Annotated in this window: 22 protein-coding genes; 10 read left to right on the top strand and 12 right to left on the bottom strand. The window is 55.1% G+C overall.

Translation table 11 applies throughout. The features are described from left to right. Positions 1-20 precede the first annotated feature (20 nt). Positions 21-542, bottom strand: a complete 522-nt coding sequence (locus SH678x_RS17655; RefSeq protein ID WP_496919772.1) for an NUDIX hydrolase — start codon at positions 540-542, stop codon at positions 21-23. 248 nt (positions 543-790) lie between these two features. On the opposite strand from SH678x_RS17655, the gene SH678x_RS17650 reads away from it, so the two are divergent. Both SH678x_RS17650 and SH678x_RS17645 read left to right on the top strand, forming a co-directional pair. Continuing rightward, positions 791-1,855 (top strand): zinc metalloprotease, encoded by a 1,065-nt coding sequence (locus SH678x_RS17650; RefSeq protein ID WP_496919771.1) that lies wholly within the window; start codon positions 791-793, stop codon positions 1,853-1,855. 5 nt (positions 1,856-1,860) lie between these two features. After that, entirely contained in the window at positions 1,861-2,346 is a 486-nt protein-coding gene (locus SH678x_RS17645) for a hypothetical protein (protein ID WP_496919770.1), read from the top strand. On the opposite strand, the gene ygfZ is transcribed toward SH678x_RS17645, so the two are convergent. Both ygfZ and SH678x_RS17635 read right to left on the bottom strand, forming a co-directional pair. Continuing rightward, positions 2,343-3,218 (bottom strand): CAF17-like 4Fe-4S cluster assembly/insertion protein YgfZ, encoded by an 876-nt coding sequence (gene ygfZ / locus SH678x_RS17640; RefSeq protein ID WP_496919769.1) that lies wholly within the window; start codon positions 3,216-3,218, stop codon positions 2,343-2,345. The two genes, SH678x_RS17645 and ygfZ, sit on opposite strands and share 4 nt — an antisense overlap. A 24-nt stretch (positions 3,219-3,242) precedes the next feature. Next, the gene (locus SH678x_RS17635) at positions 3,243-4,442 is read right to left on the bottom strand and encodes a lactate racemase domain-containing protein (protein ID WP_496919768.1); all 1,200 of its coding nucleotides are present in this window, start codon (positions 4,440-4,442) and stop codon (positions 3,243-3,245) included. Positions 4,443-4,612: 170 nt separating this feature from the next. On the opposite strand from SH678x_RS17635, the gene SH678x_RS17630 reads away from it, so the two are divergent. Continuing rightward, the gene (locus tag SH678x_RS17630; RefSeq protein ID WP_496919767.1) at positions 4,613-7,054 is read left to right on the top strand and encodes a redoxin domain-containing protein; all 2,442 of its coding nucleotides are present in this window, start codon (positions 4,613-4,615) and stop codon (positions 7,052-7,054) included. Positions 7,055-7,152: 98 nt separating this feature from the next. Then, complete coding sequence (gene pgk, locus SH678x_RS17625; protein WP_496919766.1) at positions 7,153-8,538, top strand: phosphoglycerate kinase; 1,386 nt, start codon at positions 7,153-7,155, stop codon at positions 8,536-8,538. Here pgk and SH678x_RS17620 read toward each other — a convergent pair. Further along, on the bottom strand, positions 8,535-8,864 hold the full coding sequence (locus SH678x_RS17620) for an Hpt domain-containing protein (protein WP_496919765.1): 330 nt from the start codon (positions 8,862-8,864) through the stop codon (positions 8,535-8,537). The two genes, pgk and SH678x_RS17620, sit on opposite strands and share 4 nt — an antisense overlap. A gap of 715 nt (positions 8,865-9,579) precedes the next feature. Here SH678x_RS17620 and SH678x_RS17615 point away from each other — a divergent pair. Beyond that, the gene (locus SH678x_RS17615; RefSeq protein ID WP_496919764.1) at positions 9,580-10,155 is read left to right on the top strand and encodes a hypothetical protein; all 576 of its coding nucleotides are present in this window, start codon (positions 9,580-9,582) and stop codon (positions 10,153-10,155) included. A 164-nt stretch (positions 10,156-10,319) separates the two neighbouring features. After that, positions 10,320-11,852 carry a DUF1598 domain-containing protein gene (locus SH678x_RS17610; RefSeq protein WP_496919763.1) on the top strand — a complete coding sequence of 511 codons (1,533 nt, stop codon included), beginning with the start codon at positions 10,320-10,322 and terminating at the stop codon, positions 11,850-11,852. Here SH678x_RS17610 and SH678x_RS17605 read toward each other — a convergent pair. Together SH678x_RS17605 and SH678x_RS17600 are read right to left on the bottom strand one after the other, a co-directional pair. Continuing rightward, positions 11,849-12,481: a DedA family protein gene (locus SH678x_RS17605; RefSeq protein ID WP_496919762.1), complete on the bottom strand. Its 633-nt coding sequence runs from the start codon at positions 12,479-12,481 to the stop codon at positions 11,849-11,851. The two genes, SH678x_RS17610 and SH678x_RS17605, sit on opposite strands and share 4 nt — an antisense overlap. 71 nt (positions 12,482-12,552) lie before the next feature. Next, positions 12,553-13,698, bottom strand: a complete 1,146-nt coding sequence (locus SH678x_RS17600; RefSeq protein WP_496919761.1) for an FAD:protein FMN transferase — start codon at positions 13,696-13,698, stop codon at positions 12,553-12,555. A gap of 68 nt (positions 13,699-13,766) precedes the next feature. Between SH678x_RS17600 and glmM the strand changes: the two genes are divergently transcribed. Beyond that, positions 13,767-15,110 (top strand): phosphoglucosamine mutase, encoded by a 1,344-nt coding sequence (gene glmM / locus SH678x_RS17595; protein WP_496919760.1) that lies wholly within the window; start codon positions 13,767-13,769, stop codon positions 15,108-15,110. A 54-nt stretch (positions 15,111-15,164) separates the two neighbouring features. Here glmM and mtaB read toward each other — a convergent pair whose 3' ends face one another. From mtaB to SH678x_RS17580, 3 genes are read right to left on the bottom strand one after another with little or no spacing between them, the layout of a single operon-like run. Continuing rightward, complete coding sequence (gene mtaB, locus SH678x_RS17590) at positions 15,165-16,445, bottom strand: tRNA (N(6)-L-threonylcarbamoyladenosine(37)-C(2))-methylthiotransferase MtaB (protein ID WP_496919759.1); 1,281 nt, start codon at positions 16,443-16,445, stop codon at positions 15,165-15,167. 59 nt (positions 16,446-16,504) lie between these two features. Then, entirely contained in the window at positions 16,505-16,858 is a 354-nt protein-coding gene (locus tag SH678x_RS17585; protein ID WP_496919758.1) for a four helix bundle protein, read from the bottom strand. A 35-nt stretch (positions 16,859-16,893) separates the two neighbouring features. Beyond that, positions 16,894-17,244, bottom strand: coding sequence for an ATP-dependent Clp protease adaptor ClpS (locus SH678x_RS17580; protein WP_496919757.1), 351 nt, complete (start codon positions 17,242-17,244; stop codon positions 16,894-16,896). Between the two features lie 209 nt (positions 17,245-17,453). Between SH678x_RS17580 and SH678x_RS17575 the strand changes: the two genes are divergently transcribed. Next, positions 17,454-18,845: a dipeptidase gene (locus SH678x_RS17575; protein ID WP_496919756.1), complete on the top strand. Its 1,392-nt coding sequence runs from the start codon at positions 17,454-17,456 to the stop codon at positions 18,843-18,845. 4 nt (positions 18,846-18,849) lie between these two features. Continuing rightward, positions 18,850-20,136 (top strand): serine--tRNA ligase, encoded by a 1,287-nt coding sequence (gene serS, locus SH678x_RS17570; RefSeq protein WP_496919755.1) that lies wholly within the window; start codon positions 18,850-18,852, stop codon positions 20,134-20,136. A 1-nt stretch (position 20,137) separates the two neighbouring features. Here the strand turns inward: serS and SH678x_RS17565 are convergent, their stop codons facing one another. The 3 genes from SH678x_RS17565 to sppA all read right to left on the bottom strand — a co-directional run bounded on the left by SH678x_RS17565 (position 20,138) and on the right by sppA (position 23,106). After that, positions 20,138-20,599, bottom strand: coding sequence for a hypothetical protein (locus SH678x_RS17565; RefSeq protein WP_496919754.1), 462 nt, complete (start codon positions 20,597-20,599; stop codon positions 20,138-20,140). A gap of 51 nt (positions 20,600-20,650) precedes the next feature. Beyond that, positions 20,651-21,028 (bottom strand): hypothetical protein, encoded by a 378-nt coding sequence (locus SH678x_RS17560; protein WP_496919753.1) that lies wholly within the window; start codon positions 21,026-21,028, stop codon positions 20,651-20,653. Between the two features lie 167 nt (positions 21,029-21,195). Next, positions 21,196-23,106 (bottom strand): signal peptide peptidase SppA, encoded by a 1,911-nt coding sequence (sppA, locus tag SH678x_RS17555; protein ID WP_496919752.1) that lies wholly within the window; start codon positions 23,104-23,106, stop codon positions 21,196-21,198. Between the two features lie 323 nt (positions 23,107-23,429). On the opposite strand from sppA, the gene SH678x_RS17550 reads away from it, so the two are divergent. Beyond that, the gene (locus tag SH678x_RS17550; protein ID WP_496919751.1) at positions 23,430-24,626 is read left to right on the top strand and encodes a hypothetical protein; all 1,197 of its coding nucleotides are present in this window, start codon (positions 23,430-23,432) and stop codon (positions 24,624-24,626) included. Positions 24,627-24,670: the final 44 nt, after the last annotated feature.

Genomic DNA, 24,670 nt, shown 5'->3' with positions numbered 1-24,670 from the left:
CGGCAGCGGGACGCTGCCGGCTAACGGCCGCGCAGGTACTCCCAGTGGAAGATGGCGACCAGCGATTTGGCATCTTCGATTTCGCCGCGCAGTGCCATTTGCACGGCCTCGTCCCAAGGAACGATTAAGTTATCGATCTCCTCGCCAGCTTCCCGGGCCGTCGCGCCGGGGGTGAGTCCCTCGGCGACGAACAAGTACATGCGTTCATGCAGGATGCCCGGCGACATATAAAAGGCCGGTAGCTGAGTCCAACGCTCGGCGGTGTAGCCGGTCTCTTCTTGCAGTTCACGGATCGCGGTCTGTTCGGGGGGCTCTTTGTTGTCGATTGTCCCCGCGGGAAGCTCGATAAGTGTCTTGCCTACCGCAACGCGATAGTTGCGAATCAGGCAGATACGGTTTCCTTCGAGCAACGGGAGAATTGTCACGGCGCCGGGATGCTCGATCACTTGCCGCGAGACTTGCTGACCGTCTTGTAATGTTTGCGTTCGCTCGAGCACTTGAAAGCGGCTGGCCTGGAACAACAGTTTGGGTTCATCACTCATGGCATTCTTTAACCGGGCTTCGGTGACAGCAGACCTGGCGACAGTTTCAGTATGCGGCAACCACGTTCGTTTTTCCGCGAGTTTTTGCCGTAACGGCGGACAGGTTTGCCGATTTTCGTTGGGGTTGTTAGGATAACTCTAAGAGAGTGCGGCAGTCTATTCTCAATCGGATTGCCTTGGCGGGGATTCTCTGAAACCGTTTTCTGCTAGGGTTGTTGAGTTTGGTGCCACCCACAAGCGGCCATGCGATGAATTCTGCACATGGAATTTGGAGTCTGTGTATAGGCCGCTGGCGGGAAGCGGAAGTGCGGCTGCACATTTTGTTTCCGCTCGTGGCACTGAGTGCATTTTTCCTGACCCGCAACGTCGAGCAGATTGACGAACGGGTTGTTGGCTGGTCGCTCGTCGTGTTGCTCTTCAGCGTGGCTGTGCATGAGCTGGCACGATTGGTGACGGCACTGCGGATTGGTGGGCAGGCTGCCACCATCGTTTTAGGACCTATCGGTGGGTTGTCGAAGATTCACCTGCCGGCCGACCCACCGGCCCATTTGCTCACCGCTATGGCGGGGCCGATCGCCTCGTTTGCGCTCTTAGTGATCGCCGCCTGTGCTTTGGCTTTGAGTGGCAATGGCGACATGTTTCGCTTCTTTGTCAGACCTACGGATTTGGAGTATGTCTTCCCGCATCTGGGGAGCCACTTCATTTCTTGGAAACTGTTGGGCCAGTTGTTCGTTTACGTCAACGGCTTGCTGCTGTTGATCGACATGCTGCCAATCGATCCCTGTGCCGGGGCGGAAATCCTGCGCGGCATGTTGTGGCCCGTGCTGGGACGAAGTTCCGCCAATACCGCCACATCGCATATTGCCCTGGGGATGGCCTTGTTCTTTGCCGTGGCGGCGGTGGTGGTCTCCTATGCGAATACCACAGTGCTGATCATGCCAAGTTGGTATCCGCTGGCGTTCGTAGCCGTGCTGCTGTTGTATGGTGGGCGAGGTACGGTGGTGTCTAAGCAGTTTGACGTGGGCATCGCCATCGACGAGTTCGATTCCGACGATGAAGAGTGGCTCACCACGGATTGGGTCGAAGAAGACCGCGAAGCCGTTTTGGTCGAGCACTTGCAAGACAAGCAGCAAGAGGCCCTGGATCGTAAACGCCGCGAGCAGGAAGCCAACGAAGACGCGCGTGTCGACGACATTCTCGCCCGGTTGCACGAGACGAGTTTCGATAACTTGTCGGAAGAAGAACGGGCCTTTCTCAAGCGGGCCAGCCGTCGCTATCAGCAACGCCGTGGCAGCGATAAGAGCGGCCGGTAGCGTTCATGGCACGCCAAGCACAAGATCGCGAAGATTTGTTGCGCGATGCCAAGGCTCTTGTGCCCCGCCTGATGTTGAAGCTCAAGATCCTGGACGAGCCTTGTGAATTGTTTGCCGGTTTTCGCGACAACGCTTTGAGCCTTTATTTCGACGCGGACCCGGTGTATCAGTTCAATAGCTCTCGGGAATTGCGACGAGCGTTCGTTGATAATGCGATTATCAAGGCCGTCGCAGGTGAACTTCATACCTGGCAGCCCGAACGCACAGAGCGGGAAGTCGCGATGAACAGTCGCACAATGGACTCGGCTGAGTCCACAGAGTTCGTTGCCAACCTGTTGCGACGGCTTACTGCTTTGCGTGAGACTTTACTGCAACGCGATTTTGAAATCGTGGGGCAAGTTCCCGTGGAAGGGGAGGGGCTCGCCCGATTGCAAAGTTGGCTCGATTCGGTGCGAACGATTGAAATTGCGCAGGCCGCAAATGTCGGTTAGCCTTGGCGAGCAATGGGAGAAACAATTACTGCCTCGCCAAATTGAGATTGCAGGCATGTGCCAATCTCGTTGGCCCCGCGCTTTACCATGGCGAGTGCCCCAGGGGCCTGAAGTTTCCGAGACCAACTGCTGGTTGTGATTTTGCCAACTTCTTGATCGCCACTGCGTAGCGTTGCCCCAATCGCAGGAACATCTGTACCGTCGAATTTGACGACACCGAGTTTCTTGTTGACATGTCCCAAAGCGTCGATGCGAGCCACAGTTTCCTGACCCAGATAGCAGCCCTTGTTGAAGCTGATGGCCTGGGCATCGCGATTGATTTCCTGGGGCAGGTGCGACTCGTCGAAATCAACGTCAAACAGTGGAAAACCTGATTCCACACGAAGTGCCGTGAATATTGGGGAATCGACGTCAATGACCAACGATGATTCGTTGGCTGTGCGCGAAAGCGAACCTCCCGGCCAGAGCCAATCACAGGAAACTCCAGCGCCGCTCGTGGAGCCAATCTGATAGCTCCAAGTCGCTTCATTTGTTACGTCGGCGAGTTGCACATCTTCACGAATGATATAGCGGTCGAGATGCTTGATCAGTTTCTCGGCTTGGCCGGGAACCGTGAGTAAGAGTAACCGTTCGGGATCCTTTTCGGCGATCACGGTCACGTGGTCCAGAATCTTGCCTTTGACGTCGGTGCAAAACGCTTCACGAGATTGGCCGGGCACTAGGCGAAGGATGTCGTTCGTACACATGTTGTGTAGAAACTTGTAGCGATCCTGACCCGTGAGTTGAACTTGCGACCAATTCTCCAGCCGTATCGACCCACCCGAGGTCGTGAGCGTTGTGTAATCGTCTTGCCAAGCAGGATTCGAAGGCATGGAAATTCAATCTTGTTGAATGGATCAAGCGGTCAAATTTGGTTCTAAGTGCTGAGCTTGTTCCAAAACAACACACTGAGGATAGCTGCCGATCAGGTGGGCGAGTTCTTTGTCCGAAGCGATGGGGGCGAAACCCAGGCTTTCGACAAGGCGGCTGTCGAGTTGGCTTTTGAGGTAAATCGTGCCGCGTTGCAGCACGCGACATAACAACAACGAGGCCTGACTGTCGGCGAAGGCATCTTTGAGCAGCTTGCGTTCGACATCAGCCAAATCTTGCGCGTTACGCAACCGTTTGGCGGAGGGCCCGGGCCGCGCTGCGATATCCGAACAGATAGCGATCGCGCCACCCGGAATCAAAAGTTCATCAGCCGCCGTAAGCGCGCGGCTCAAGTTCTGCCAAGTTTGCTGAGAATCGTTGCCGACGATCGTCGCGACAACCAACTCCGCCTTGCGATCCACTTCAGTCGACCACACATCGCGATAAGCGCCCCGCGCTGCCTCGGCGACGGCAGTCGGCGTACCGCAGCAGAACGCGGCAACTTTTCCTTGGGGACCAGGCACGACCTGCAATGCCAGACCAATTCCAAGCAACCAATCGCATTGATGAACTTCTTCCTGAAGCTTCTGACGACTCGACTTCGATTCTTGCGAGCTGGGGGAATGAAAACGGCCGATTGTTTCTTGATCGGAAAACGTGGGGAACATTCCAGTGCCCGAATAGTCGCGTTCGCCCCCTGTGGTGACACCAACAGGGATCACCAGATCAGCATCGCACAGCACACGGTTGAGCCGTAAGGGCAGGCCAGCCGCAGTGACGCCCAGCAGGGCCAGTTGTTCCTCTTGATCGACAATATGAAGAATGATCGGGAGGTCTTCTCCCACCTGTTCACGCAACAAATGTTGGACGACACCATCTGCGGCGAACTCTGGCGAAAGCAAAATCGTGATGGCCGACTTTTCCACGCCGGCGTGCGTTAACGCTGTGATGATTCCATCGACGACTCGCAACACGTGAGGCGTGCCGTAGGCGAGAGCGATGGCCACGGTATCTCCCGGGACCGTCGCACTGGCGAGTTCAGGGTAATCAAGCGGATTGGCAAAGGCTTGTTCCACTCGTGCGGGGATGTCGTCATCGGGGATCGCTGCCATGTCGTTGGCGCGAATCGTCACGACATTCGTGGTTGATAAATCACAGATTGTCCCGTTGCCGTAAGTAAGCTTCATAGATTCGTAGAGCACGGCTCTCTAGGCCGCCGCGTAGTCGTGTGATATGTTGATAAACTTCAACCATTGGCGCAGTGAGTGGCCTCTTGGTCAAGGGGTGTCGTCGGGTCGAACGCACGTCAATTTCAGCGGGGCTGTCGATCAACGTATTTCGCCGTGAGTTTTTCTAGATGACCAATTGCTCGAAAAGTCGTTTTTTTCTGGGGACCTGGGTTGTCGCGGCGGCAGCGACACTTCTGTTGTCCGCTTGCAGCGATTCAAAGCTCCCACCGCGAGTGAAAGAATCGAAAGCGGACAAGATTTCGCCTGAAGATATTCTTGCCAAATTGCGTGACACTTACGCCGCGCTCGATTCTTACTCCGACAATGCGATTCTCGTGGAACGGGGTGTGAGCCGCTCGCGGGGCAGCGTCACCGAGATGCCTTTCACGCATCTTTCATTGGTATTTGGTCGGCCGAACCGCTATGCGATTTCCTACGAAGACGCGATCCCCAGCAGTCAGGGACGCACGAAGTATCGCATCGCTTCGGATGGCAAGCGTGTGCGGTCGGTGGCGAACGAATTGCCGGAACAAATTCACGAAGCGATCGCCCCTCGGGAAACAACCGCCGAAAATCTCATTCCCGAACCGGAACTGCGCCAAGCGATTTTGCAGGTAGGAATTGAGAATCTTTTTCCACAACTAATGATGTTGCTCGCGCGTGATGCGGAGAAGCCTTTATTTCCGCGCAGCACAGCACTCAAGATGTTGCCGGAGGAAAAAATCGAGGGTGTGGCGTGCTTTCGAATCGCACTCACGGAACCTGAAGGCCAGCGTGTGTTATGGATTGATAAAGACAAATACATTCTGCGGCGGATGGAAGTACCCATCGATCAACAACGCGAAAGTTTGGATCCCACGGGGCAGTTTTCCAGTTTCTCGGTTGATCTCGACTTTACTGATATCACGCTCAATCCGCAGTTTGATGACGAGGTCGTAACGATCACCATTCCCGAGGGCGGTCGGCTCGTGCGACGATTTGTTCCTCCGGCCGCAGAAGGGCCTTCGCCGAATCTCGGCAAGCCGGTCAAGGAATTTGCCTTTGAAGATCTCTCGGGAAATAAAGTCACTCCTGCATCGCTGAAAGGCAAGATCGGCGTATTGGAGTTCTGGGGAACGGATTGCGCACCGTGCAAACAACACACACCGCAACTGGAAAAGGCATTTCAAGCGTTGAAAGATGACGAAGGCGTTGTGTTCTACGCGGTGAGCACAGATCCCAAAGGATTGCCGACCGAAACCGTAGCCAAGACCTTCGAGTCCTGGGGCGGCACCATTCCCGTTCTGCGGGATTTGGAAAAGAACGCCTATTACAACTTAGAAGTCAAAGCGACCCCCACCTTGATGCTGGTAAGTGCCGACGGCCAGTTGCAGGACATGCATACCGGCATGTTGGAGAACGCCGATGACTTGGTGAAAAAAGTTCGCCAGATCCAAGCGGGCGAAGATTTGGTCCAAGCAGCTAGAGATGAGCATACGCGTGAAATCGACGAACACATGGCGATTTTGGAAGCCGCCACGCTGGAACGTTCGCTCGTTGACGAGAAACCCGCCGTCGCGGAGATTTCACCACGCAAGTTGCCGGAGAAGCTCGTTCTCGAAGAAGTTTGGAAATCGAAACTTGCGAATCTGAGTAAGCCGGGCTACGTGGTGGTTCTCACGGGAGACAGCCAAGAAATATTGGTTGTCGATGGTGGTGAGGCAGTGGTTCGCTACGACCACACGGGCAAGTTAATTGGAGGCATCAAACTCCCCCAGCATTCCGAGCAATCTGCAGGATTTGTCCGAGCAGCTACCGATGCCGACGGGAAGAACTGGTTTCTGGTGAGCGGCGTCGGTTGGCAACAAGTATTTCTCTACGACAAGAATTGGCAACTCGTGTTTTCCTTTCCTGATGAGCAACTTTCGGGGATTGGTGATGCGCGGTTGTTCGATTTGAAATCGGCTGGGAAGCCCAACCTTTTTGTAGGTTATTGGGGCGGGTTAGGCGTTCAGGAAGGATCACTCGAAGGACAACGAGTGTGGGTCAATCGCCATTTGGATCACGTGCTGCAAGTTGCGGAAGGGCCCGCCATTGAATCGGGCAAAGATAGTTCGCTGTGGTGTACCAGCACTCGAGGGACCGTCACCGAAATCACTGCCGATGGCAAGTTGAATCGCGAGATCGTGATCGTCGGGCATAACTTAATTTCGCTCGAGCCGTTCACCCACGACGAGCAACAAACACGATGTGGCATCAGCTCAGTCAAGGCTGGTCGATATGCCGTTGTGGCTTTTGATCGCAACGGCAAAGTTGCGTGGAGCTATGATTTGCCGGCGGGCGAATATCAGGGATCCATTCCGCCTATTCAAAGAATTGATCTGCCCGACCTGAAAGACAGTCTCGTCGTGGCTGGGCCCGATGGTTCTTTGCAATTTCTCAGTGCTCAGGGTGAACTTATCGATCGTTTCGATTACGGCGATTCGATAAGCGGTTTAGCTGCTCGGGTTACCGAGAAAGGCCCTTTTCTGTGGGTGTCAGCGGGGAATCGACTCACCGCGTGGCGAATCTCGGCGGAATCGGCACCTTGAATTTCTGGGCGACTGATTTTAAGTTCGGTGGTTGAGAAAATTAACTTCGCTAAGCCCCGACCGGATTGAGCAGTCGGCTTGAACAGAAAGAGAATTCCATGGCTGTTACCTCCGAACAAATGACCACTTGGCTCAAGACCCTTCTGGCGGGACGTTCGGCAGCACCCGAGCTGGAACTTGTTGATTATCTTTCCACGGTGCCGCGTTTGGATACGCTGGCTGACGTGCCGTCAGGAACACCGGTCGCTATTCGCGGCGACGTCGATGCCAAGCCAGGGGCCAAGGTTGGTGAGGGAGACATCCGCCTGCAATCGATGGTCGATACGCTCAAATACGGCAGCGAGCGCGGCTGGAAGCAAATCATTTTTGGCCACATTGGCCGCAAGCCGGAAGGTTCGCTTAATAAGGTCGCAGCCCGGTTGGGCGAATTGCTGGGGCAAGATGTGACGTTGATCACTGATTGGATCGACGAATCGAACGACATGATTCTGGATTCCGTGGCCAAGCAAATTGCCGACGCCAAGCCGGGCGCGGTGATCATGCTGGAGAACACCCGCAAATACAAAATCGAAACCGTGCTGTGGAAAGCCAAAGAGGCTGATCTTCCCAAGTTGGCCGAATCGCTGAGCAAATTTGCCAACGACTTCGCGGCCAAGATCGCCAAGGTCTACGTGCACGAAGCACTTTCCGCCGGCAGCTTGGATACATCGAGTGTGGTGATTCCCGCGGCGATGGACCGTGTGGCAATGGGAACTTACGAGGCGTCGGAATTCGACGGCCCCATGCGGAAGTGTTTGAAGACACAATTGGTGATCTTCAGCGGGCTTAAAATTGACAAGCTCGATGACCTCGAAGCAATGATTGGTCGGGGAACGATCAAGACGGTCTTTGCCGCCGGGTCGCTGGCGATGGCGTTGAAGAAAGCGATTGGCGAAATCGACGGCAAACCTTGCTGCCTGGGTGTCGCCGAAGATCCTGCCCACTCCGACAAGCCCTACTATATTCCGGCTGAGCGGGTGGCTCAGGCCAAGGAAATGGTCACCGAGGGCCGGATGAAAGGCATTGAGTTTATCGTGCCGGTTGATTCCGTGGTCGAGGACGGCTCGGTGGTCGAGAATCTCGCCCCAGATCAACAGCAGTTCGATATTGGCCCCGAGTCGAGCAAGCTCTTTGAAGAAAAAGTCACCGAGTTCCTGGTCGACCATCCCCGCGGAGCCGTGGCGTTTCACAACGGCGTCTTCGGCATGTTCGAAGATCCACGCTTTGAGGCGGGCACGAAAAACTTCATACCTCAGCTCAAGCGGATGACCGATTCGGAGGTCGAGGTTTACGTCGGTGGCGGCGAAGGGGGTAAAGCCCTTGAACTCTACGGTAAACCGGACTGGGTGACGCACGTCTTCACCGCAGGGGGAACCGTGCTCAATGCCCTAGGCAGCGAGCCCGTCCCGTATCTGGTCGCCCTACGGATGGCAGCCAAGTCTTAAGCGGCGGTGCCGGGGCGAACTCGGTCGCAGTATTCGGCAAAACGGTCGAGGGCCTTCAAAGTTTCGCCGGGGCTGGCTTCTTCCTCGCAGCACATCTCGAGACGAGCCGCGAGAGTACTGAGTTTGGCAAAGCCGTAGTTGCTGGCCAGTTCGTTGAGTTGATGGGCCACGCGGGCGACCGATTCCCAGTCGGCCACTTCGGCGTGAGAACGGAGCGTTTCGAGACGCTGGGGCAGCTCGTGGGCAAAGATCGCCACAAGTTCGGCCAAATTTGGGTCGTCGCCATACACCGAATAGACGGGCTGTAACGATTGAATCGATTGCATGATGGATCTCCTGGTTGAAGGCGAGACACGTCCGTGCGACTGCTTCGCGCTAGGTTACTAGGCAGACTCTTACAACCAACTTCTAGCGAAGCCTAGACCATTTTTCGGCATGGGGTGCCGTGGCTTATAGGAATAGGCAAAGTGGTTAAACGACGCGAGGAATCGTTTCGATCTGCTAATAGTGATTAAAAGTCGTATTGCGATTTCTCATAACTGCTCGCGGCAATGCGAGACAATTATGCGCGAAAGTGCTCTGGCCACGGTCGAGCGTCTTTTCTAGCTCCCACGAGCACAGACCCTCCCCCGAGAAGCTGTTTCGCGCATGCGCGATGAACGGCTTGTGCGGGGCAGAACGATTGAATCGATCGTAAAATCCCCGGGAAAACTCGCCTCAACCGGTCTCAATCGCTACGAACGAAATGCGCGGAACGCGGTCGCGAAAGAGTGATAGCAATTTCTTGAAAGTCATCAAGGGTTTCTGTGACCTTCGTCGATAGCTGTCATATCCAATGGAGCGTTAGCCGCTCGCAAAGGAAGACAAAGGTTTCGCGATGAGCACTCTACGCTTCCCATAAGCAAGTGCAGTCCAGACCCTTCCTTGTGCCGTGGCGGCCACTGTGTTTCCCCCTCAATTTAGGAGCCTCCCAAATGAAGAGTAATGTCCTCCTGTCGGCGCTTGGTTTGTGCGTCGCAATTGTTCTGAGCAGTGCTTCGAATGCCAACGCGTTCGGCCTGTTTGGTGGTTGTGCCGAGCCGAGCTGTGGTTGTTCTGATGACTGTGGTGCTGAGCCCAGCTGTGGCTGTGCCGACGCTTGCGAACCAAGCTGCGGTTGTGCCGATGACTGCTGTGCCCCTGCTTGTGGCTGCTGCTGCAAGAAGCGTTGTGGTTTGTTCGCCCGCTGCAAAGCTCGTCATGCTTGCAAGAAGGCTTGCTGCTGCGAACCTAGCTGTGGTTGTGCCGATGCATGCGAACCAAGCTGCGGTTGTGCTGACGCTTGCGGTGCCGACAACGGCTGCTGCGGTGCCGAGCCCAGCTGTGGTTGTGCCGATGACAGCTGCTGCGAACCAAGCTGCGGTTGTGCTGAAGACACCTGCTGCAATGCCGGTCACGGTTGCTGCTGCAAGAAGCGTTGCGGCCTCTTGGCCAAGATGCGTGCTCGCAAATGCTGCAAGAAGGCTTGCTGCTGCGAACCAAGCTGCGGTTGTGCCGATGCATGCGGTGCTGACAGCTGCTGCGAACCAAGCTGCGGTTGTGCAGGCTGAGATCAGTCAACAAACCCACAAGGTTTGACAACTGAATAAGAATAAAACGGCTCCTTACTCTCACGGGTAAGGAGCCGTTTTTCGTTTAGGTGGGCTACGATTTGCGATGGTTTCTCGATCTTGTGGACTTTCGCCGAGCCCCGCGCGATAATCACGGCATCTTCTTTTTCCGGAACAGAGGGAAGGTGCACTATGAACACTTCGCGATTTTGGGGAGCTATTCTTGGCCTGCTCCTCACCGTTGAAACTCTCCCTGCCCAGCAAGCCTTGCCGCCGCAAGGGAATCAGGGACAAGCCAACCAAGGCCTGGGGAACATTGGTTTCTTTGGTGGGCCGGGGCCGGTGGGTTTAGGCCCGGGGGCACCGGGAGGCGCAGCCAATGCCGACTTCGATTCGCTCATCGACTTGATCGTGTCGACCGTGGAATACGACACTTGGATGGAAAACGGTAGCGGTGAAGGCGAGATTCAACCGTTTCCCACGGGCGTGTATGCCGATCCCGAAGGGACCTTGCGATTCGATCGTTCGCAGTTGACCGCGGTCAGTCTCAAGCGTGAGCCCAAGCCTCTAGCGGCAGGTGGCGATGTCCGGCAAAGCTCACCGCTCCGTTATGTGTCGCTGCCGCAACTCGAGCGAGCGATTGCCAAACACCAAGCCGAGCACAAACCACTTCCTCCCGAGATGCTCACGCTCGCCGGGTTGCAACGAATTCAGTTTGTGCTGATCAATCCCAAGACAAACGATTTGATCTTGGCGGGACCAGCGGGAGATTGGCAGGTCGATCCGTCGGGTATCATCGTCAGCACAGAGTCCGGACAGCCCGTTGTCCGGCTGGACGATTTGCTCACATTGTGGCGACGACACAACACGGGGGCAGCGTTTGGTTGTTCGATCACACCTCGACAGCAAGCGCTGGCTGAAACGCAAGAGTATTTGAATCGTACGGCCAACCAAGCCATTGAGCCCAGCGATCGGAAGGACTGGCTCACAGGCCTCCGCGATAGCCTTGGCAAGCAGGACGTGGAATTCTTCGGCACGACCCCTGATAGCCACATGGCGCGAGTTTTGTTGGTGGCCGACTATCACATGAAGCTCATCGGCATGGGACTCGCCAATGGGGTGGATGGCGTCAGCAGCTATCTGGACACAGTGCAACTTGCCGCCGATGGTTCAGCCCCGCCGATGAACGTATTGCGTTGGTGGTTTGCACTCACCGAGCGTCCCATCAAAGCGAGTGCCACGCGTGATGCCTTCGAGATTCCGACTGGCGGGGTCCAAGTGCTGAGTGAAAATGAGCTTATCGCCGCGCGTGGCCAACGAATTCACACGAATCAGTCCGACGATCTCAATCGCCGCTTTGCCGAGTCTTTTACCAAACACTTTGCTCAGATTGCCGACAAATACCCATTGTATGGCGAGCTCCAGAATATCTTCGACCTTGCGGTGGTCTTGGCGCTTGTTGAGCGTGAACAACTCGTCGGCCGCTCAGGTTGGAAATCGGCATTATTTGAAGACGCGGGTTCTTTGCGACTACCTCGCATGGCCGTGCCGCAAGAAGTAGAAACTGTCATCAATCACCGCGTGATCAAGAAAAAGCATATCGTCGCAGGAATCAGCGGCGGCGTGTGGGTCGACGCACCCAGGCAACTCAAGCTGGAAACCGATGAAAAAGTCGCGGTCGGTCTCAAGGATGATGCACCATCCGAGCAATGGTGGTGGGACTAAACCGATTCCGGTTCATCATCTTGGGCCACACGCACGAGCGCTTCATCGAGGAGCGGTTGTTTTTCGCGCTTGATCCACCAATAGGTGCCGATCAATCCGCCCAAGAGGACGAGCAACGTGAGCGCCCACTCGGCATCGCGGAGCAATTCGGTGATGTGATCGCCGAAGAAATGGGCCGTCCAAAAGAAAGTGCCCACCACGAGCGTCGCGCAAAACATGTCGTAAAAAATAAACTCGCGAAAGGGAACGCGCATGATTCCTGCGGACAGATAAACCGGTCCACGCACGCCCACCATAAAACGGGCCACCCCCATCACTTTGAACAGATGTTTCTTAATTGCCGCGTCGAACTTTTCGTGACGCGTGGCCCCCAGCCATTTGCTGAGCTTTGGGTGGCGTTGAACCAGCCCATGGCCAAAGTGATAGCCAATGCCATACATGGCACTATCGCCAAGCAAAGCCCCCACAAGACAGGCCGCGAAGGCGAGCCATGGATCGAAGTGCCCCTGCGAACTAAGCACCCCCGCCAGAATGATGGGAATTTCTTCGGGGATCGGCAGACCACAACCCGTGAGTACCAGGAAAATCACGATGCCCAGGTAACCGCCGTTTTGGATCAGCCAATCCACGTCAAGCGTCTCTCGTGAAGGTAGGTGGTAGCAGGTTCGAGGTGATTGAAGTCATCGACTGACCACTTCGCCTACAAAGTGGTCAGCATTCGCGCATCGCACAGCGGAGTCCAGTGCTCGTCCGTGAGATTTCCCGTATACACAGTGATACCGAATTCCGAATCCGCGGGACACACCAATACCATGCGAATGTCAGGCCGTCGCGAACACAAATTCGCGGCTTCTTCGGGACCAAGCACAAAAGCCGCCGTGGAGAGAGCATCGGCCTCGGCTGCGGTTTCTGCCACCACAGTTGCCGTGAATACGCCCGCGGCGGGCCAACCGGTGCGTGGGTCAATTACGTGGCTGTAGCGGCGTCCCTCGTGGTCGAAAAATTGTGTCGCTCCGCCGGATGTGCCCAAGGCCTGATCGCGTAAATGAAATTCGGCGAGGCGGTAATTTTGTTCGAGCGGATGCCGTAGCCCAATGCTCCAGCAGTCGTGATCGTCCCCCCGATTTTTTCCCCGCGCTAACACGCTGCTTTTGCCACCGTGCCACAGGTAATCGTGTGCCCCACGTTCGTTCAGCAAAGCAGCCGCGCGGTCGAGTGCGTAGCCTTTGCCGAGGGCGTTGAAATTGATTTCCATGCCGGTGTGAGCAAATCGCACGGTGCTCGCGGCCTGATTGATCACAAGGTCAGACTTCGCAACCATTTCTACGGCCGCGGAGATTTCTTCGTCGCTGGGCAGTCGTCCCTCACGTTTCAAGAAACCCCAGACCCGCGATAACGGTGTCGCCGTGATATCGAAGACCCCTGCGGTATCGTCGTACAGTTTCACCGCGAGTTGCAGCAACTTAATAAGCTCCGGGTCCACGGAAACTGGCTGCGTGGCGGCCAGACGATTGATCTCGCTCACCTGACTGGTGGGCCGATAAATCGTGAGCAGGTCTTCGATCCGTTCGATTTCGTCGAAGGCTTCCAACATATCGCCGGCAAGATGTCGATCTGTGTCGTGATAACGGACGACGAATTCACAGGCCATCGCTCGCCGAGAGGCTTCGATATGGATTGTGGGTGTGGTCGGAAAGCGGTCAGCAATGAGCTCCGTCGCTGAATCGACCCATTGCTGGGCCCAGTCAAAGACACGATCCGCCAAGCTCCGCGCTGCGGCCTTGCCCTGCAGGAAATCACGCCGGGAATGATGTTTGTCGGAACTCATTCCTTCGATTATAGCCATATTGTCGGTGTTGAGTTCGTGCTAGATTTGACTCTTCCCATTCCCTCCTTTTTCAGAAATCCCTGGGCATGAGTCACCTGATTATTAGTGTTTCCGGTTTGCGTGGCATCGTGGGGCTATCGCTCACCCCCGAGATCATCATCCGCTACACGGCCGCATTTGCTGAAGAGCTTCCGTCGGGGCCGGTGGTGGTTACGCGGGACGGGCGCCACACCGGCCCGCTCATGGAAGCGGCTGTCCAGTCCGCACTTCTCGCGATGGGACGCAGCTGCCTCGATTGTGCCATCGCATCGACGCCGACGACGGGTGTGCTGGTGCGTGACCTCAAGGCGGCGGGGGGGATTCAGATTTCAGCGAGCCATAATCCATCGGAATACAACGGCATCAAATTGTTTGATTCGACCGGGCGGGTGATCCCCGCGGTACAAGGTCAAAAGGTGATCGACCGCTTTCATGCCAACCGTCCACGCTGGAAAAAATTCGACGAGCTCGGCGAATGCCAACCCATTTCCGACACGACCTCCGCACATTTGAAATTACTGCTGGCGATTTGCGATGTCGAACGTATTAAGTCTCGTAAGTTTCGTGTGTTGCTGGATGCGAATCATGGGGCGGGGAGCGTGTTGGGAAAACCTCTGCTTGAAGCGCTGGATTGCGAAGTCAAAGTGCTTGGCGAGAAGCCGGACGGCAATTTCGCCCATCCGCCGGAACCCACGAGCGAGAATCTGCAATCGGTGCTGAAAGAAGTGCGTGAGTTCCGTGCCGACATTGGATTTTGTCAGGACCCCGATGCGGATCGCTTGGCTATTATCGACGAGCAAGGGAACTACATCGGCGAAGAGTTCACGTTGTCGCTGGTTGCCAATCACGTGTTGCGAAAAACGCCGGGGCCTGTTGTGACGAATTGTTCCACGAGCCGGATGACGCAAGACTTGGCCGAAAAATATGATGTGCCGTTCTTTCGTTCCAAAGTGGGAGAGGCGAACGTCGTTGATCTCATGCTCGGCGAGAAGGCGATCTTAGGTGGCGAAGGTAACGGCGGCGTGATTGACCCGAGGGTTGGTTTAGTGCGCGATAGTTTCGCAGGCATGGCTTTGATGCTCGATGCGATGGCCGCACGCGAAAAGACCGTCAGCGCACTGGTTGCCGAATTGCCCCAGTACGCCATTCACAAATCCAAAGTCACGTTGCCTACGGACAAAATCTCAGTGGCATTTGTCTCTTTGCAACATCATTTCGAGAATGCCAGTTGCGACAATCTCGATGGCTTGCGGTTCGATTGGCCGGGGAAGTGGCTCTTGATTCGTGGCAGCAACACGGAACCCATCGTGCGAATCTTTGCCGAAGCGCCAACCGCTGAAGAGGCCAAAAAGCTGTGTGATGAAGCGGAGAAGATTTTAACCGCTAATTGACGCTAATGATCGCTAATATCATTCTTTCTTTTTATTAGCGTATCTCAGCGTCCATCAGTGGTTTGAAAAGCATTGGCCAGCAATTCGCCCTTCGCGTACTGGTCCAGCAACCACGTCGACAAACTCACCGCATGAACCTGCCGAACTCGGCAGTTCCACCGGCGCGTAACGACAAGAAGTTCCTACCACACGATCTAAATTGCCTTCGAGAGGCGATTCGACCAGTACTCGTAGTTGCTTTCCGGTGAGGCTGGCAAAATAGTCAGCCTGCAACTCGGCTTCCACCCGCGCGAGCTCTTGCATGCGTTCGTGCTTGGCCTGTTTGGAAAGTTGGTTCGGCATCTCTGCCGCCGGTGTGCCACGCCGGGCACTGAACGGAAAAATGTGAATCTTAGAAAACCCAACCTGACGAGCCGTTTCGCAAGTCTCCGCAAACTCGGCTTCGGTTTCGCCCGGGAAACCAACGATGATGTCGGTCGTGATCGCCGGAAGGTCGAGCCGTTCTTTGAGCAACTCGCAGCGATCGATAAACCGGCGGCTTCCCCAGCGTCTCCGCATTCTCCGCAACACGCTGTCGCTGCCGCTCTGCATCGAAACGTGCAAATGAGGGCAAATCTTTTCCGGATTATCGGCCATCACATCGATCAGTTCACGAGTGACTTCCGTGGCTTCGATGCTGGAGAGTCGCACGCGAAAATCGCCCGGCAGTTCGGCGATGGCTCGAACCAGATGCGAAAGCCGCGTCCAATTTTCTTTGGGTTCGTAACGGTTCCAATCCACGCCATAGTGCCCCAAGTGAATCCCTGTCAGCACAACTTCACGGTAGCCGTTGTCGGCGAGCCGTCGGACTTCATCAAGAATATGTGCCATGGGACGACTGGAAAGCTCCGGCCGCACCATCGGAATGATGCAGAAGCTGCAGCGCAGCAAACAACCATCTTGAACTTTAACATAAGCTCGATGCCGACGACCAAAACCTGAAATCCCGGTGGGTACATCGGTCACGCCAAAACGTCCCAACAAGTCGGAAAGCTCGCGCTTATCGGTGAGCACTTCGGTGACATTCGGCAGCGAGGCAACTTCCTCAGGAGCACGCGTGGCATAGCAGCCCATCACTACGATCTTGCTCGCCGGGTTTTCCCGCGCGAGCCGGCGAATGATTTGTCGGCTTTTGGAATCTCCTTCGGCAGTCACCGTGCAAGTATTCACAACGCACAGGTCCGCAGGATCGCTCTCGGCCGCATCTTGGTAACCAATTCCGAACAATCCTTCGCGCAGGAATTCGGTTTCGTATTGATTAACTTTGCAACCCAGGGTGACGGTTTTGAGCTTCATGGCAGACGGGTAAGAGTGCAAAGGGGGAGGGCGGAAGGGGGAAGGCGGATAAGACCAATTCATTCACGGGATTTCATAGTTTTAATTGCAGCAACAGTCATCGCCAGTAACTCATTGGCTTCTTGGATTAAGTCTTTGAGTTTTGCTTCCTCAACAATCCCAGACTCAACTAGCAGCTCCATCCATAGTAACGATTCATCTAATTCTTGTTCAACAATACCAAGTTTTGATTTCAACTCGGCATCTGATCTGGCTCGAGATGCTTCTCGATAGTTTGCTGCTACCGACGTACCTGAGCGCAAAAGCTGTTTGCCGATTGTCTGTGCATCTGTGGCTCGGGGAAGCGCGACAAAGAGACGAATGATTCGCAGAGCAAATTTCTTAGTTCGCTCCCTCAGCATTTCATTCTTCATCTTCCCCCATCCCCCTTCCGCCTTCCCCCTTTGGTTCACTCCGTCGGTTCGATCGTACTCCACATCGAACCTTTGCTGCCTTCGAGATGGTCTTTGCCGTAGGCGTGGATTTGGTCGCGTTTGAGTTCCGCGTGTTCTAAGGTTGTTGTCAGGACGACCGCCTTGCCGTCTTTGTCGACGGTCTTGGCAATTTCTTCGCACTGTTCCTTCTCATGGCCAAAGAGCTCGCGGAGCATCTTTTCCACGTAGTCAAACGTATGGTCGTCACTATCCCACAACAGCACGTTGTAACGCGGTTGCCGACGGCGTTCTTTTTGCGGAGTTTCTTGCTTGACGGGGGCTACCGTAACAACCCCTTCGTCTTGTTCGTCGTCATCCCAATCCATCCGTCGAGCCTCCGAGTCGATTACGGCCAGTCCGAGCCGCTCCCCCTAGCCAGCACCCTTATAGCAAAAGGGCAAGTGTCGCATTATATTAGATTCCCTCATGTTGGGGGAACTCCCCGACAGGCGGCAGCCGGGCGGTATGCTGCGAATTACGAGGCAAAAATGACAATTGCTGCCAATGGCGGCTTCTTGCAGGAACAGAGCGCACTGTGACATCTTCCGCCGTTAATCAGGTGCTTGAGTTTGTCGATCAAAATCACGAGGAGCACGATGTGCTCCTCAGCGAACTTTTGCGGATTCCGAGCATCAGTGCCGATTCCAAATTCGCTCCCGACGTCAAGCGTGCCGCCGAGTGGTTGGTCAGCCATTTGACGAGCTTGGGCTTGAAGCCGGAATTGATCTGCACTCCTGGGCATCCTATCGTCTATGCCGAAACCCCCGCCGTGCCCGGCGCGCCTGTAGTATTGGTTTATGGTCATTACGATGTGCAGCCTCCCGATCCACTCGACAAGTGGATCACGCCGCCGTTTGAACCGACAGTGCGCAACGGGGCGATCTTTGCCCGCGGAGCCACCGACGACAAAGGGCAAATGCTCACGCACGTGCATAGTGTGGCGGCCTGGCTCAAAACGCAAAAGAAACTACCGCTGCAAGTGAAGTTCCTTATTGAAGGGGAAGAAGAAGTCGGCAGCGACAATTTGGATGACTTCCTCGCAGGCAATACCGAGAAGCTCGCCTGCGATTGTGTCGTCATCAGCGACACCAGCCAATTCGCCCCCGGTGTGCCGGCGATCACTTATGGCCTGCGGGGAATCGCCTATTGCGAAATTTTTCTCACTGGTCCGAATCGTGATTTGCATTCAGGCGTGTTTGGGGGCGGGGTGACCAATCCGGCCATCGCGCTCTGCAAGATGATGAGTGCTTTGATCGATGCCGATGGCCGCGTGCAGATTCCTGGCTTCTATGACGACGTTGTGCCGCTCACCGATCGTGAACGCGAAGAATTTCGTTCGCTGCCGTTCAATGAAGACGAGTTCAAAAAGGATTTGGGCATCAACGGTGTCACTGGCGAGAAAGGTTACAGCACGCTCGAACGTCGTTGGGCAAGACCGACGTTCGACATTTGTGGTTTGACCTCGGGTTATCAAGGTGAGGGGGCAAAAACGGTTCTCCCCAGCCGTGCGTCGGCGAAGTTCAGTTTCCGTCTAGTTCCCAATCAAGATCCGCAGAAGATTTTGGCGGGGCTCAAGCAACTCCTCGAACCCCTGGTGCCTCCTGGGATCACGATGGAGCCGATCGATTTTCATGGTGCCCCCGGCATTGTGATTTCTTTGGAAAGTCCGTATCTCGAAGCGGCGGCAGACGCGATTGAGGTAGGTTTCGGCAAGCGGCCAGTCTTCATGCGCGAGGGGGGCTCGATTCCCATCGTCAACAAATTCGCCGACCGGCTCGAAGCCGACGTGTTGCTGTTGGGCTGGGGACAGAACGACGATAACCTACATTCTCCGAACGAAAAATTTACGCTGGCCGACTACCATCGCGGCATTCGCACGAGTGCGGCGCTGTGGGATTCGCTCGCTAAGGTCAACCAGGAAGTGTAGCGACATGCTCGATAAACGATTCATTCTCGAAAATCCCGATTTGGTTCAGAAGAACTGCGACGTCCGCGGCGTGAAGGCCGACGTGCATCGCTTCGCGCGGCTGGAAACCGAATGCCGCCAGATGCAGCAGCAAATCGAAGAACTTTCGCGGCAGGCCAATGTCGTGAGCAAGTCGATTGGCACGGCCAAGGACGATGCCGAACGCGACCAACGCAAGGAAGAAGGTCGGGCCCTCAGAGAAGAAAAGGATAAGCTGCAATTCGAGATGGATCGTTTGGGTGCCGAAGCGGGTGCCATTTATCGCAGCATGCCCAACCTGACGCACCCCGAAGCGCCGATTGGTGGAGAAGATCACGCCCGCGAGATTCGCCGCGGTGGACCCGAGGTCCGCAAATTCAGCTTCCCGATTCTCGATCACGTAGCACTCGCTGAACAGCATGACCTGATCGATTTTGAAGGGGGAGCCCGCATCGCTGGCAACGGTTTTTACTTTTTGAAGAACGAGGGCGCCCTGCTGGAGCTCGCGCTTCAGCAATATGCGATCCAGTTTCTGGTTGGCGAAGGGTTTGTCCCCACGATTACCCCCGACCTGGCCCGCGGCGAGATTCTGCAAGGGATCGGTTTTATCCCGCGCGGCCCCGAGACGCAGATTTACTCGATCGAGAATTTCGATCTCAATTTGGTCGCCACGGCGGAGATCACCCTCGGCGGTTTGTATTCGGGCGAAGTGTTGGAGGCCGAGAAGCTGCCGCTCAAGATGTGCGGTGTGAGCCATTGTTTCCGCACCGAGGCCGGCGCAGCGGGCCGAGCGTCACGCGGCTTGTACCGTGTGCATCAATTTACCAAGGTCGAGATGTTCGCCTTCACGCTCCCCGAGCAAAGCGACGCGATGCACCAATATTTCTGCGATCTTGAGTGCAAGATTTTTGACGGCCTCGGCATCCCCTATCGCGTGATCGACACCGCCACCGGCGATCTCGGTGGCCCCGCGTATCGCAAGTTCGATCTCGAAGCCTGGATGCCAGGCCGTGGCAACGCCGGCGAATACGGCGAAGTCACCAGCACGAGCAACTGCACCGACTACCAAGCCCGCCGCCTCAACATCCGTAGCAAAGTGAAAGGCGAAAAGGGAACCCAACTCGTCCACACCCTCAACGGCACGGCCGTAGCAATCAGCCGCGCGCTGATCGCTATTCTGGAGAACTACCAACAAGCCGACGGGTCGATAGTGATTCCCGAGGTCTTACGCAAGTGGGTGGGCAAGGAGCGGATTGGGAGCGAAGAGGAGTGAGTTACGGCGAATTGATCCGATACAAGATAGCTCCGCTTTTCTTGCTCGTTCTAAGTACCAACTGATTTTCCGTAAATGAGACCATTTCCTGGGGTTGATAGGGAGAATCATTGGCGGTTATTCCCAATATCTTTTCGAGCAAATTATACGATGCGCCGATACCTCGAGGGGAAATAGTCAATCTTTGGTTTTGGATCTTCCAGCTTCCGTTAAGCAATTCGACGGGCGCTTTTTGGGACTCGATCACAACACCTTTCATAGTTCGATCTTTTTGAAAGATGTAGCAATAGCGCATGCCATTCGGGTACTTAATGTCGAATTGCCATTTGCCGACAAGTTGCTTCTCTACGTTGTTCAAGGGGCGAACTGGATAAAAAAGATAGCCAGTGAGGGCGGCTATCACTGCAATCGTGATTGCAGGCTTCCCATACTTTCGTAGTAGCAAATGCTTATTCGGGATCATGCAGGGATTGTAGCGGTCATTGCAGTGGCGATCCAATCTGTGTGAATTAAATCACTGCAACCCATTCTTCGGCAGCGACCTTAGTCGATAAAACTCGACAAGCGCATATCCAACCCCGATGAGTCCTAACAGCCAGCCCACGGGGTAGGGGACCATCAACAGACCCCACCAAAGCGAGTGTCCGCTGCGGCCGCCGATGCCGCCGAATCCGCTTAGGATGATCATCGCCGCGACGCCGCAGACAACCGCCGCGAGGCCCGAGTAAAGGAACCTCCGATGTCGCGTCTGGCCTAAATAAGCACCAAGCGCGGCCGCTGCGATTCCAGCCAATATAACGACGCAGCCTTCGAGCGGGTCGATAGCTCCTATGATCATGCTCATCAGCCCGGCAATCACTAAGATTCTTGACCAATTGTGTGACGTATACATCGAATTGCCCCCAGTTGCATCGAGTGAACCATGCAAGATCAAAGAGGCAAACGCTGTTCCGGGCGCACAAAGCCGAGAATTTAGCCACTGCTCTGGATGTGCCGTGCGAATTGGCACACACGACAAGTTCTCAGGCTGGACTTTTGATCTACTATACTTCCACCAGGCTACTTTACCTCTAACCAGAAGGGCATCAGCACCATCGCCGGATCCTGCATCAGCTCACGCAATTGCAGAGCGTGAACCAACGGGGCCGCGAGTTCGGGTATCAACGAATTCAAGCCGCTGAGGATCTCGGTTTCGCGTTCTTTGTCTAAGTCGGCGCCGAACAGCTCTTCCAGCGGATTGACTGGCTCGGGCAGCACCAAGAGTTGATACTTCTTGTCGGGATCGAGCCCGCCGGCGACCTTGGCGGCATGGAAGGCATCTTTCAGGCTGCCGACTTCGTCGATCAGCCCTTTCCGCTTGGCGATGCGGCCCGTGTAAACTTGTCCGCTGGCCAGCGATTCTAAGTCCTTGAGCTTCATCTTCCGCCCTTCAGCCGCTTTGGTCGTGAAGAGCCGGTAAACGTCCTGCATCATGTTCTCGACGACTTTGCGTTCTCCCTCGGAGAACTTCTCAGTGGCCGAAAAGATCGTGCTGTTATCACCGCGGCGAATTGCGTCGGTGGTGATGCCGAGCTTGCTATACAGACCGTTCATCGCCAACTTGCCGCCGACGACGCCGATCGAGCCGGTGATTGTGCCGGGCTCGGCGTAGATCTTGTCGGCACCCATGGCGATGTAGTAGCCACCGCTGGCGGCAACGTCGCTCATGCTGGCGATGATCGGCTTGTCGATCTTCTGTGTGGCGTGCCAAATCATGTCGCTCGCCAAAGCTGAACCGCCGGGACTGTTGATCCGCAACACGATGGCTTTCACTTCGTCGTCTGCGGCTGCTTTGTGCAGGGCTTCGACGATAGTTTCCGAGCCCATCGCTTCGCCGCCGAAGCCGCTTTGGCTTTTGCCAGACATGATCGGTCCAACCGCATACACGAGGGCGATCTTGGGACCCGTCACGCCATCGCCGCTGGTGCTGGCGCCTAGAATCGATTGAAACAATTTCATCATGCCCATCGGGCCAGAAAAGTCAGTATCGATTTCCTGCTTGCCGTAATTGACGACATAAACCAGCTTGTCGGCTTTGTATTGTTTCGTGAGCTGTTCGCGAAATTCGTCGAAGTATTCGACGCGGTCGATCAGCCCAGCCTTCTTCGCTTCGTTGGCGGTAAGCAAGCCTTGATTAACGACTTTACGAACCTCTTCGATTTGAAGCTGCCGATCCGAGGCGATCGTGGTGAGCATCTGGTCAAATAAATCGTCAACTAATGCCGTGAGGTTTTTGCGGACGGGGTCGCTCATATTGCGACGCATCAGGGGTTCGGCCGCGCCTTTGGAATCACCCACATGCAGCATGTCGGCTTCAACGCCGATCTTGCCGAGCAGATCTTTGTAATATGCGATTTCCAATTGCACGCCGGGAATCAAGATGATCCCTGCTTCGGGCATAACGATCTCATCGCACGAACTTGCCAGGAGCAATTGCTCGCCGTCGGCGGATTCCATTTGGGCGTAGATCTTTTTGCCACCCTTACGAATGCGGTGAATCGAATCGCGAAGTTCGTTGAGTTTGCCGCGACTCAGGTTGGCATTGCCAAGTTCCAAGATGATGGCGTCGATGTTCTTGTCGTCAGCCGCTTTGTCGAGCCGGGCAATCATCTTGCGGAGGTCGATACCCAAGTCACCAAAGAGCGACATTTGTCCTGGTGACTCCGGCAAGTCGCCTTCGATCTTGATTAGGGCCAGGCGAACTTTGGTCGGTTTCTGTTCGGGTTCCTTCTCCTTGGCGTTCTTCTCTTCGGATTTCTTCGCGTCAGATTTTTTATCGGCTTTGTCGGTGTCCGCTTTTTTATCAGCCTTGTCAGCGGCTTCAGCTTTCGGCTTATCTACGGTAGCATCGGCGGCTGTGACGGGGTGGATGATGCTGCCAAGTGCTAGCAGCGTTGCAAGAAATGCCAACGAAAAAAAATTATGACGCATGGGTTTTCCCTCTTTGATAACCAACTCGGCGAGAATGCCGTAGCGAAGTCTGTTCAACGATTTAATTTATAAGCGGGGCCGCTCCCCGCGACCACACAAAGATTATACGGCGGAATGCAGGGTTGTTCGCCGGGGGCTAGCACATCTTGTGAGGAAAACCGCTTAGTGGCGGAAAAACCGTCCGATTTCGCCGTTTCTGCGACAGGAAATGGCTGAGGATCGCCCTGGATGGCAGCGGCCAGGTTTGCTATTTTCCCCGCCCCTGAATGTCTTCACCGGCATCCCGCACGAGTGTTTCTCGCCTTTCGAGGAGTCTCCGATCCATGCGATATACGCAATTTGTTTTAGCGCTGACGACCACCCTGTTCACGACTTCGATGGCTTTGGCTGCGCCACCGGTGTGGGAGCAACTTATGCCGCGGAAGGCGGTCGCTGCCGACCCCAATCAGGAATACAACCTCGGCGAAACCAACGGTCCTTGGCTGGTGATGGCCACTTCGTTTACAGGCGAAGAAGGGGAAGCCCAGGCGCGTGAGTTGGTGTTGGAATTGCGAAGTAAATTTCGACTACCAGCTTACTACTACGCTATGACATTTGAGATGGAGGAGAGCAATCCGGGCCGCGGTATTGATGGAGATGGCTCGCCGATAAAGAAGCGATACAATCGTGGCAACAGCGTTGTGGAACACGCCGTGATGGTGGGTGAATTTCCTGCGATTGATGATGCTGAAGCCCAAAAGCTGTTGAAGCAAATCAAGCAAATCACTCCAGAATCTTTGAAAGTCGAGCAGGGCGAGGAGAATACGCAAAGTTTGGCAGGGATTCGCGAGTTTCAAAATCTGGTTCGCGAACGGGTCAATCCCGATAAAAAACGCGGGCCGATGGGTCATGCTTTCTTAACGCGTAATCCGATTCTGCCCAAAGAGTATTTTGTTCCGCAAGGCGTCGATAGCGAAATAGCCAAATGGAACGAAGGTTTAGAATATTCGTTGATGAAGTGTCCCGGCAAGTATTCGATTCGTGTCGCCACCTTCCGTGGCCGGGTTATGTTTCAAACAAATCAAGACGAACAGCCAAACAACAAGACACGAGCCGCTAAGGAAAAAGACCCCTTGGTCGAAGCTGCCAAGAATGCTCACCTCATGGCCGCGGCCTTGCGTCAAAAAGGTTGGGAGGCTTACGAATTTCACGATCGACATGAAAGTTATGTGACGGTCGGTTCTTTTGATGACGGGCAGCAGTTTGAAGATGGTCGGGTGGCTCTGGCCGGAAGTGAGGCTCAAACCATTGTGAATACCTTTGGTGCCGCGACGCCGAACAATATTTTCGAGAAACCTGCGACGCAAGATAAACAACTGGAAGAACTCCAAAAGCAGCGTTTTAGCAATTTGTTTGCCCAGCGCGGGCAAGCCTTTGCCGGATTGCATCCCAAGCGTTTTGTCGGATTGCCGTTCGACATTATCCCCGAACCAGTTTACGTGCCAAGAAAATCGATCAGTTCGACTTACGCCAGGAACTAAGTGTTCGATTCGCTAAGCGGCGAGCGGCTGGCGACTTGGCGGCC

It is taken from the genome of Bythopirellula superficialaquae, assembly GCF_059632245.1.
Note: the sequence above shows the minus strand (reverse complement) of the source record. Positions and strands in the feature narration are given on the sequence as shown.

Excerpts from the sequence above, each read along its gene's own strand:
- SH678x_RS17655 (WP_496919772.1), bottom strand. The coding sequence starts at position 542 with ATGAGTGATGAACCCAAACTGTTGTTCCAGGCCAGCCGCTTTCAAGTG.
- SH678x_RS17650 (WP_496919771.1), top strand. The coding sequence starts at position 791 with ATGAATTCTGCACATGGAATTTGGAGTCTGTGTATAGGCCGCTGGCGG.
- SH678x_RS17645 (WP_496919770.1), top strand. The coding sequence starts at position 1,861 with ATGGCACGCCAAGCACAAGATCGCGAAGATTTGTTGCGCGATGCCAAG.
- ygfZ (WP_496919769.1), bottom strand. The coding sequence starts at position 3,218 with ATGCCTTCGAATCCTGCTTGGCAAGACGATTACACAACGCTCACGACC.
- SH678x_RS17635 (WP_496919768.1), bottom strand. The coding sequence starts at position 4,442 with ATGAAGCTTACTTACGGCAACGGGACAATCTGTGATTTATCAACCACG.
- SH678x_RS17630 (WP_496919767.1), top strand. The coding sequence starts at position 4,613 with ATGACCAATTGCTCGAAAAGTCGTTTTTTTCTGGGGACCTGGGTTGTC.
- pgk (WP_496919766.1), top strand. The coding sequence starts at position 7,153 with ATGGCTGTTACCTCCGAACAAATGACCACTTGGCTCAAGACCCTTCTG.
- SH678x_RS17620 (WP_496919765.1), bottom strand. The coding sequence starts at position 8,864 with ATGCAATCGATTCAATCGTTACAGCCCGTCTATTCGGTGTATGGCGAC.
- SH678x_RS17615 (WP_496919764.1), top strand. The coding sequence starts at position 9,580 with ATGCCAACGCGTTCGGCCTGTTTGGTGGTTGTGCCGAGCCGAGCTGTG.
- SH678x_RS17610 (WP_496919763.1), top strand. The coding sequence starts at position 10,320 with ATGAACACTTCGCGATTTTGGGGAGCTATTCTTGGCCTGCTCCTCACC.
- SH678x_RS17600 (WP_496919761.1), bottom strand. The coding sequence starts at position 13,698 with ATGGCTATAATCGAAGGAATGAGTTCCGACAAACATCATTCCCGGCGT.
- glmM (WP_496919760.1), top strand. The coding sequence starts at position 13,767 with ATGAGTCACCTGATTATTAGTGTTTCCGGTTTGCGTGGCATCGTGGGG.
- mtaB (WP_496919759.1), bottom strand. The coding sequence starts at position 16,445 with ATGAAGCTCAAAACCGTCACCCTGGGTTGCAAAGTTAATCAATACGAA.
- SH678x_RS17585 (WP_496919758.1), bottom strand. The coding sequence starts at position 16,858 with ATGAAGAATGAAATGCTGAGGGAGCGAACTAAGAAATTTGCTCTGCGA.
- SH678x_RS17580 (WP_496919757.1), bottom strand. The coding sequence starts at position 17,244 with ATGGATTGGGATGACGACGAACAAGACGAAGGGGTTGTTACGGTAGCC.
- serS (WP_496919755.1), top strand. The coding sequence starts at position 18,850 with ATGCTCGATAAACGATTCATTCTCGAAAATCCCGATTTGGTTCAGAAG.
- SH678x_RS17565 (WP_496919754.1), bottom strand. The coding sequence starts at position 20,599 with ATGATCCCGAATAAGCATTTGCTACTACGAAAGTATGGGAAGCCTGCA.
- SH678x_RS17560 (WP_496919753.1), bottom strand. The coding sequence starts at position 21,028 with ATGTATACGTCACACAATTGGTCAAGAATCTTAGTGATTGCCGGGCTG.
- sppA (WP_496919752.1), bottom strand. The coding sequence starts at position 23,106 with ATGCGTCATAATTTTTTTTCGTTGGCATTTCTTGCAACGCTGCTAGCA.
- SH678x_RS17550 (WP_496919751.1), top strand. The coding sequence starts at position 23,430 with ATGCGATATACGCAATTTGTTTTAGCGCTGACGACCACCCTGTTCACG.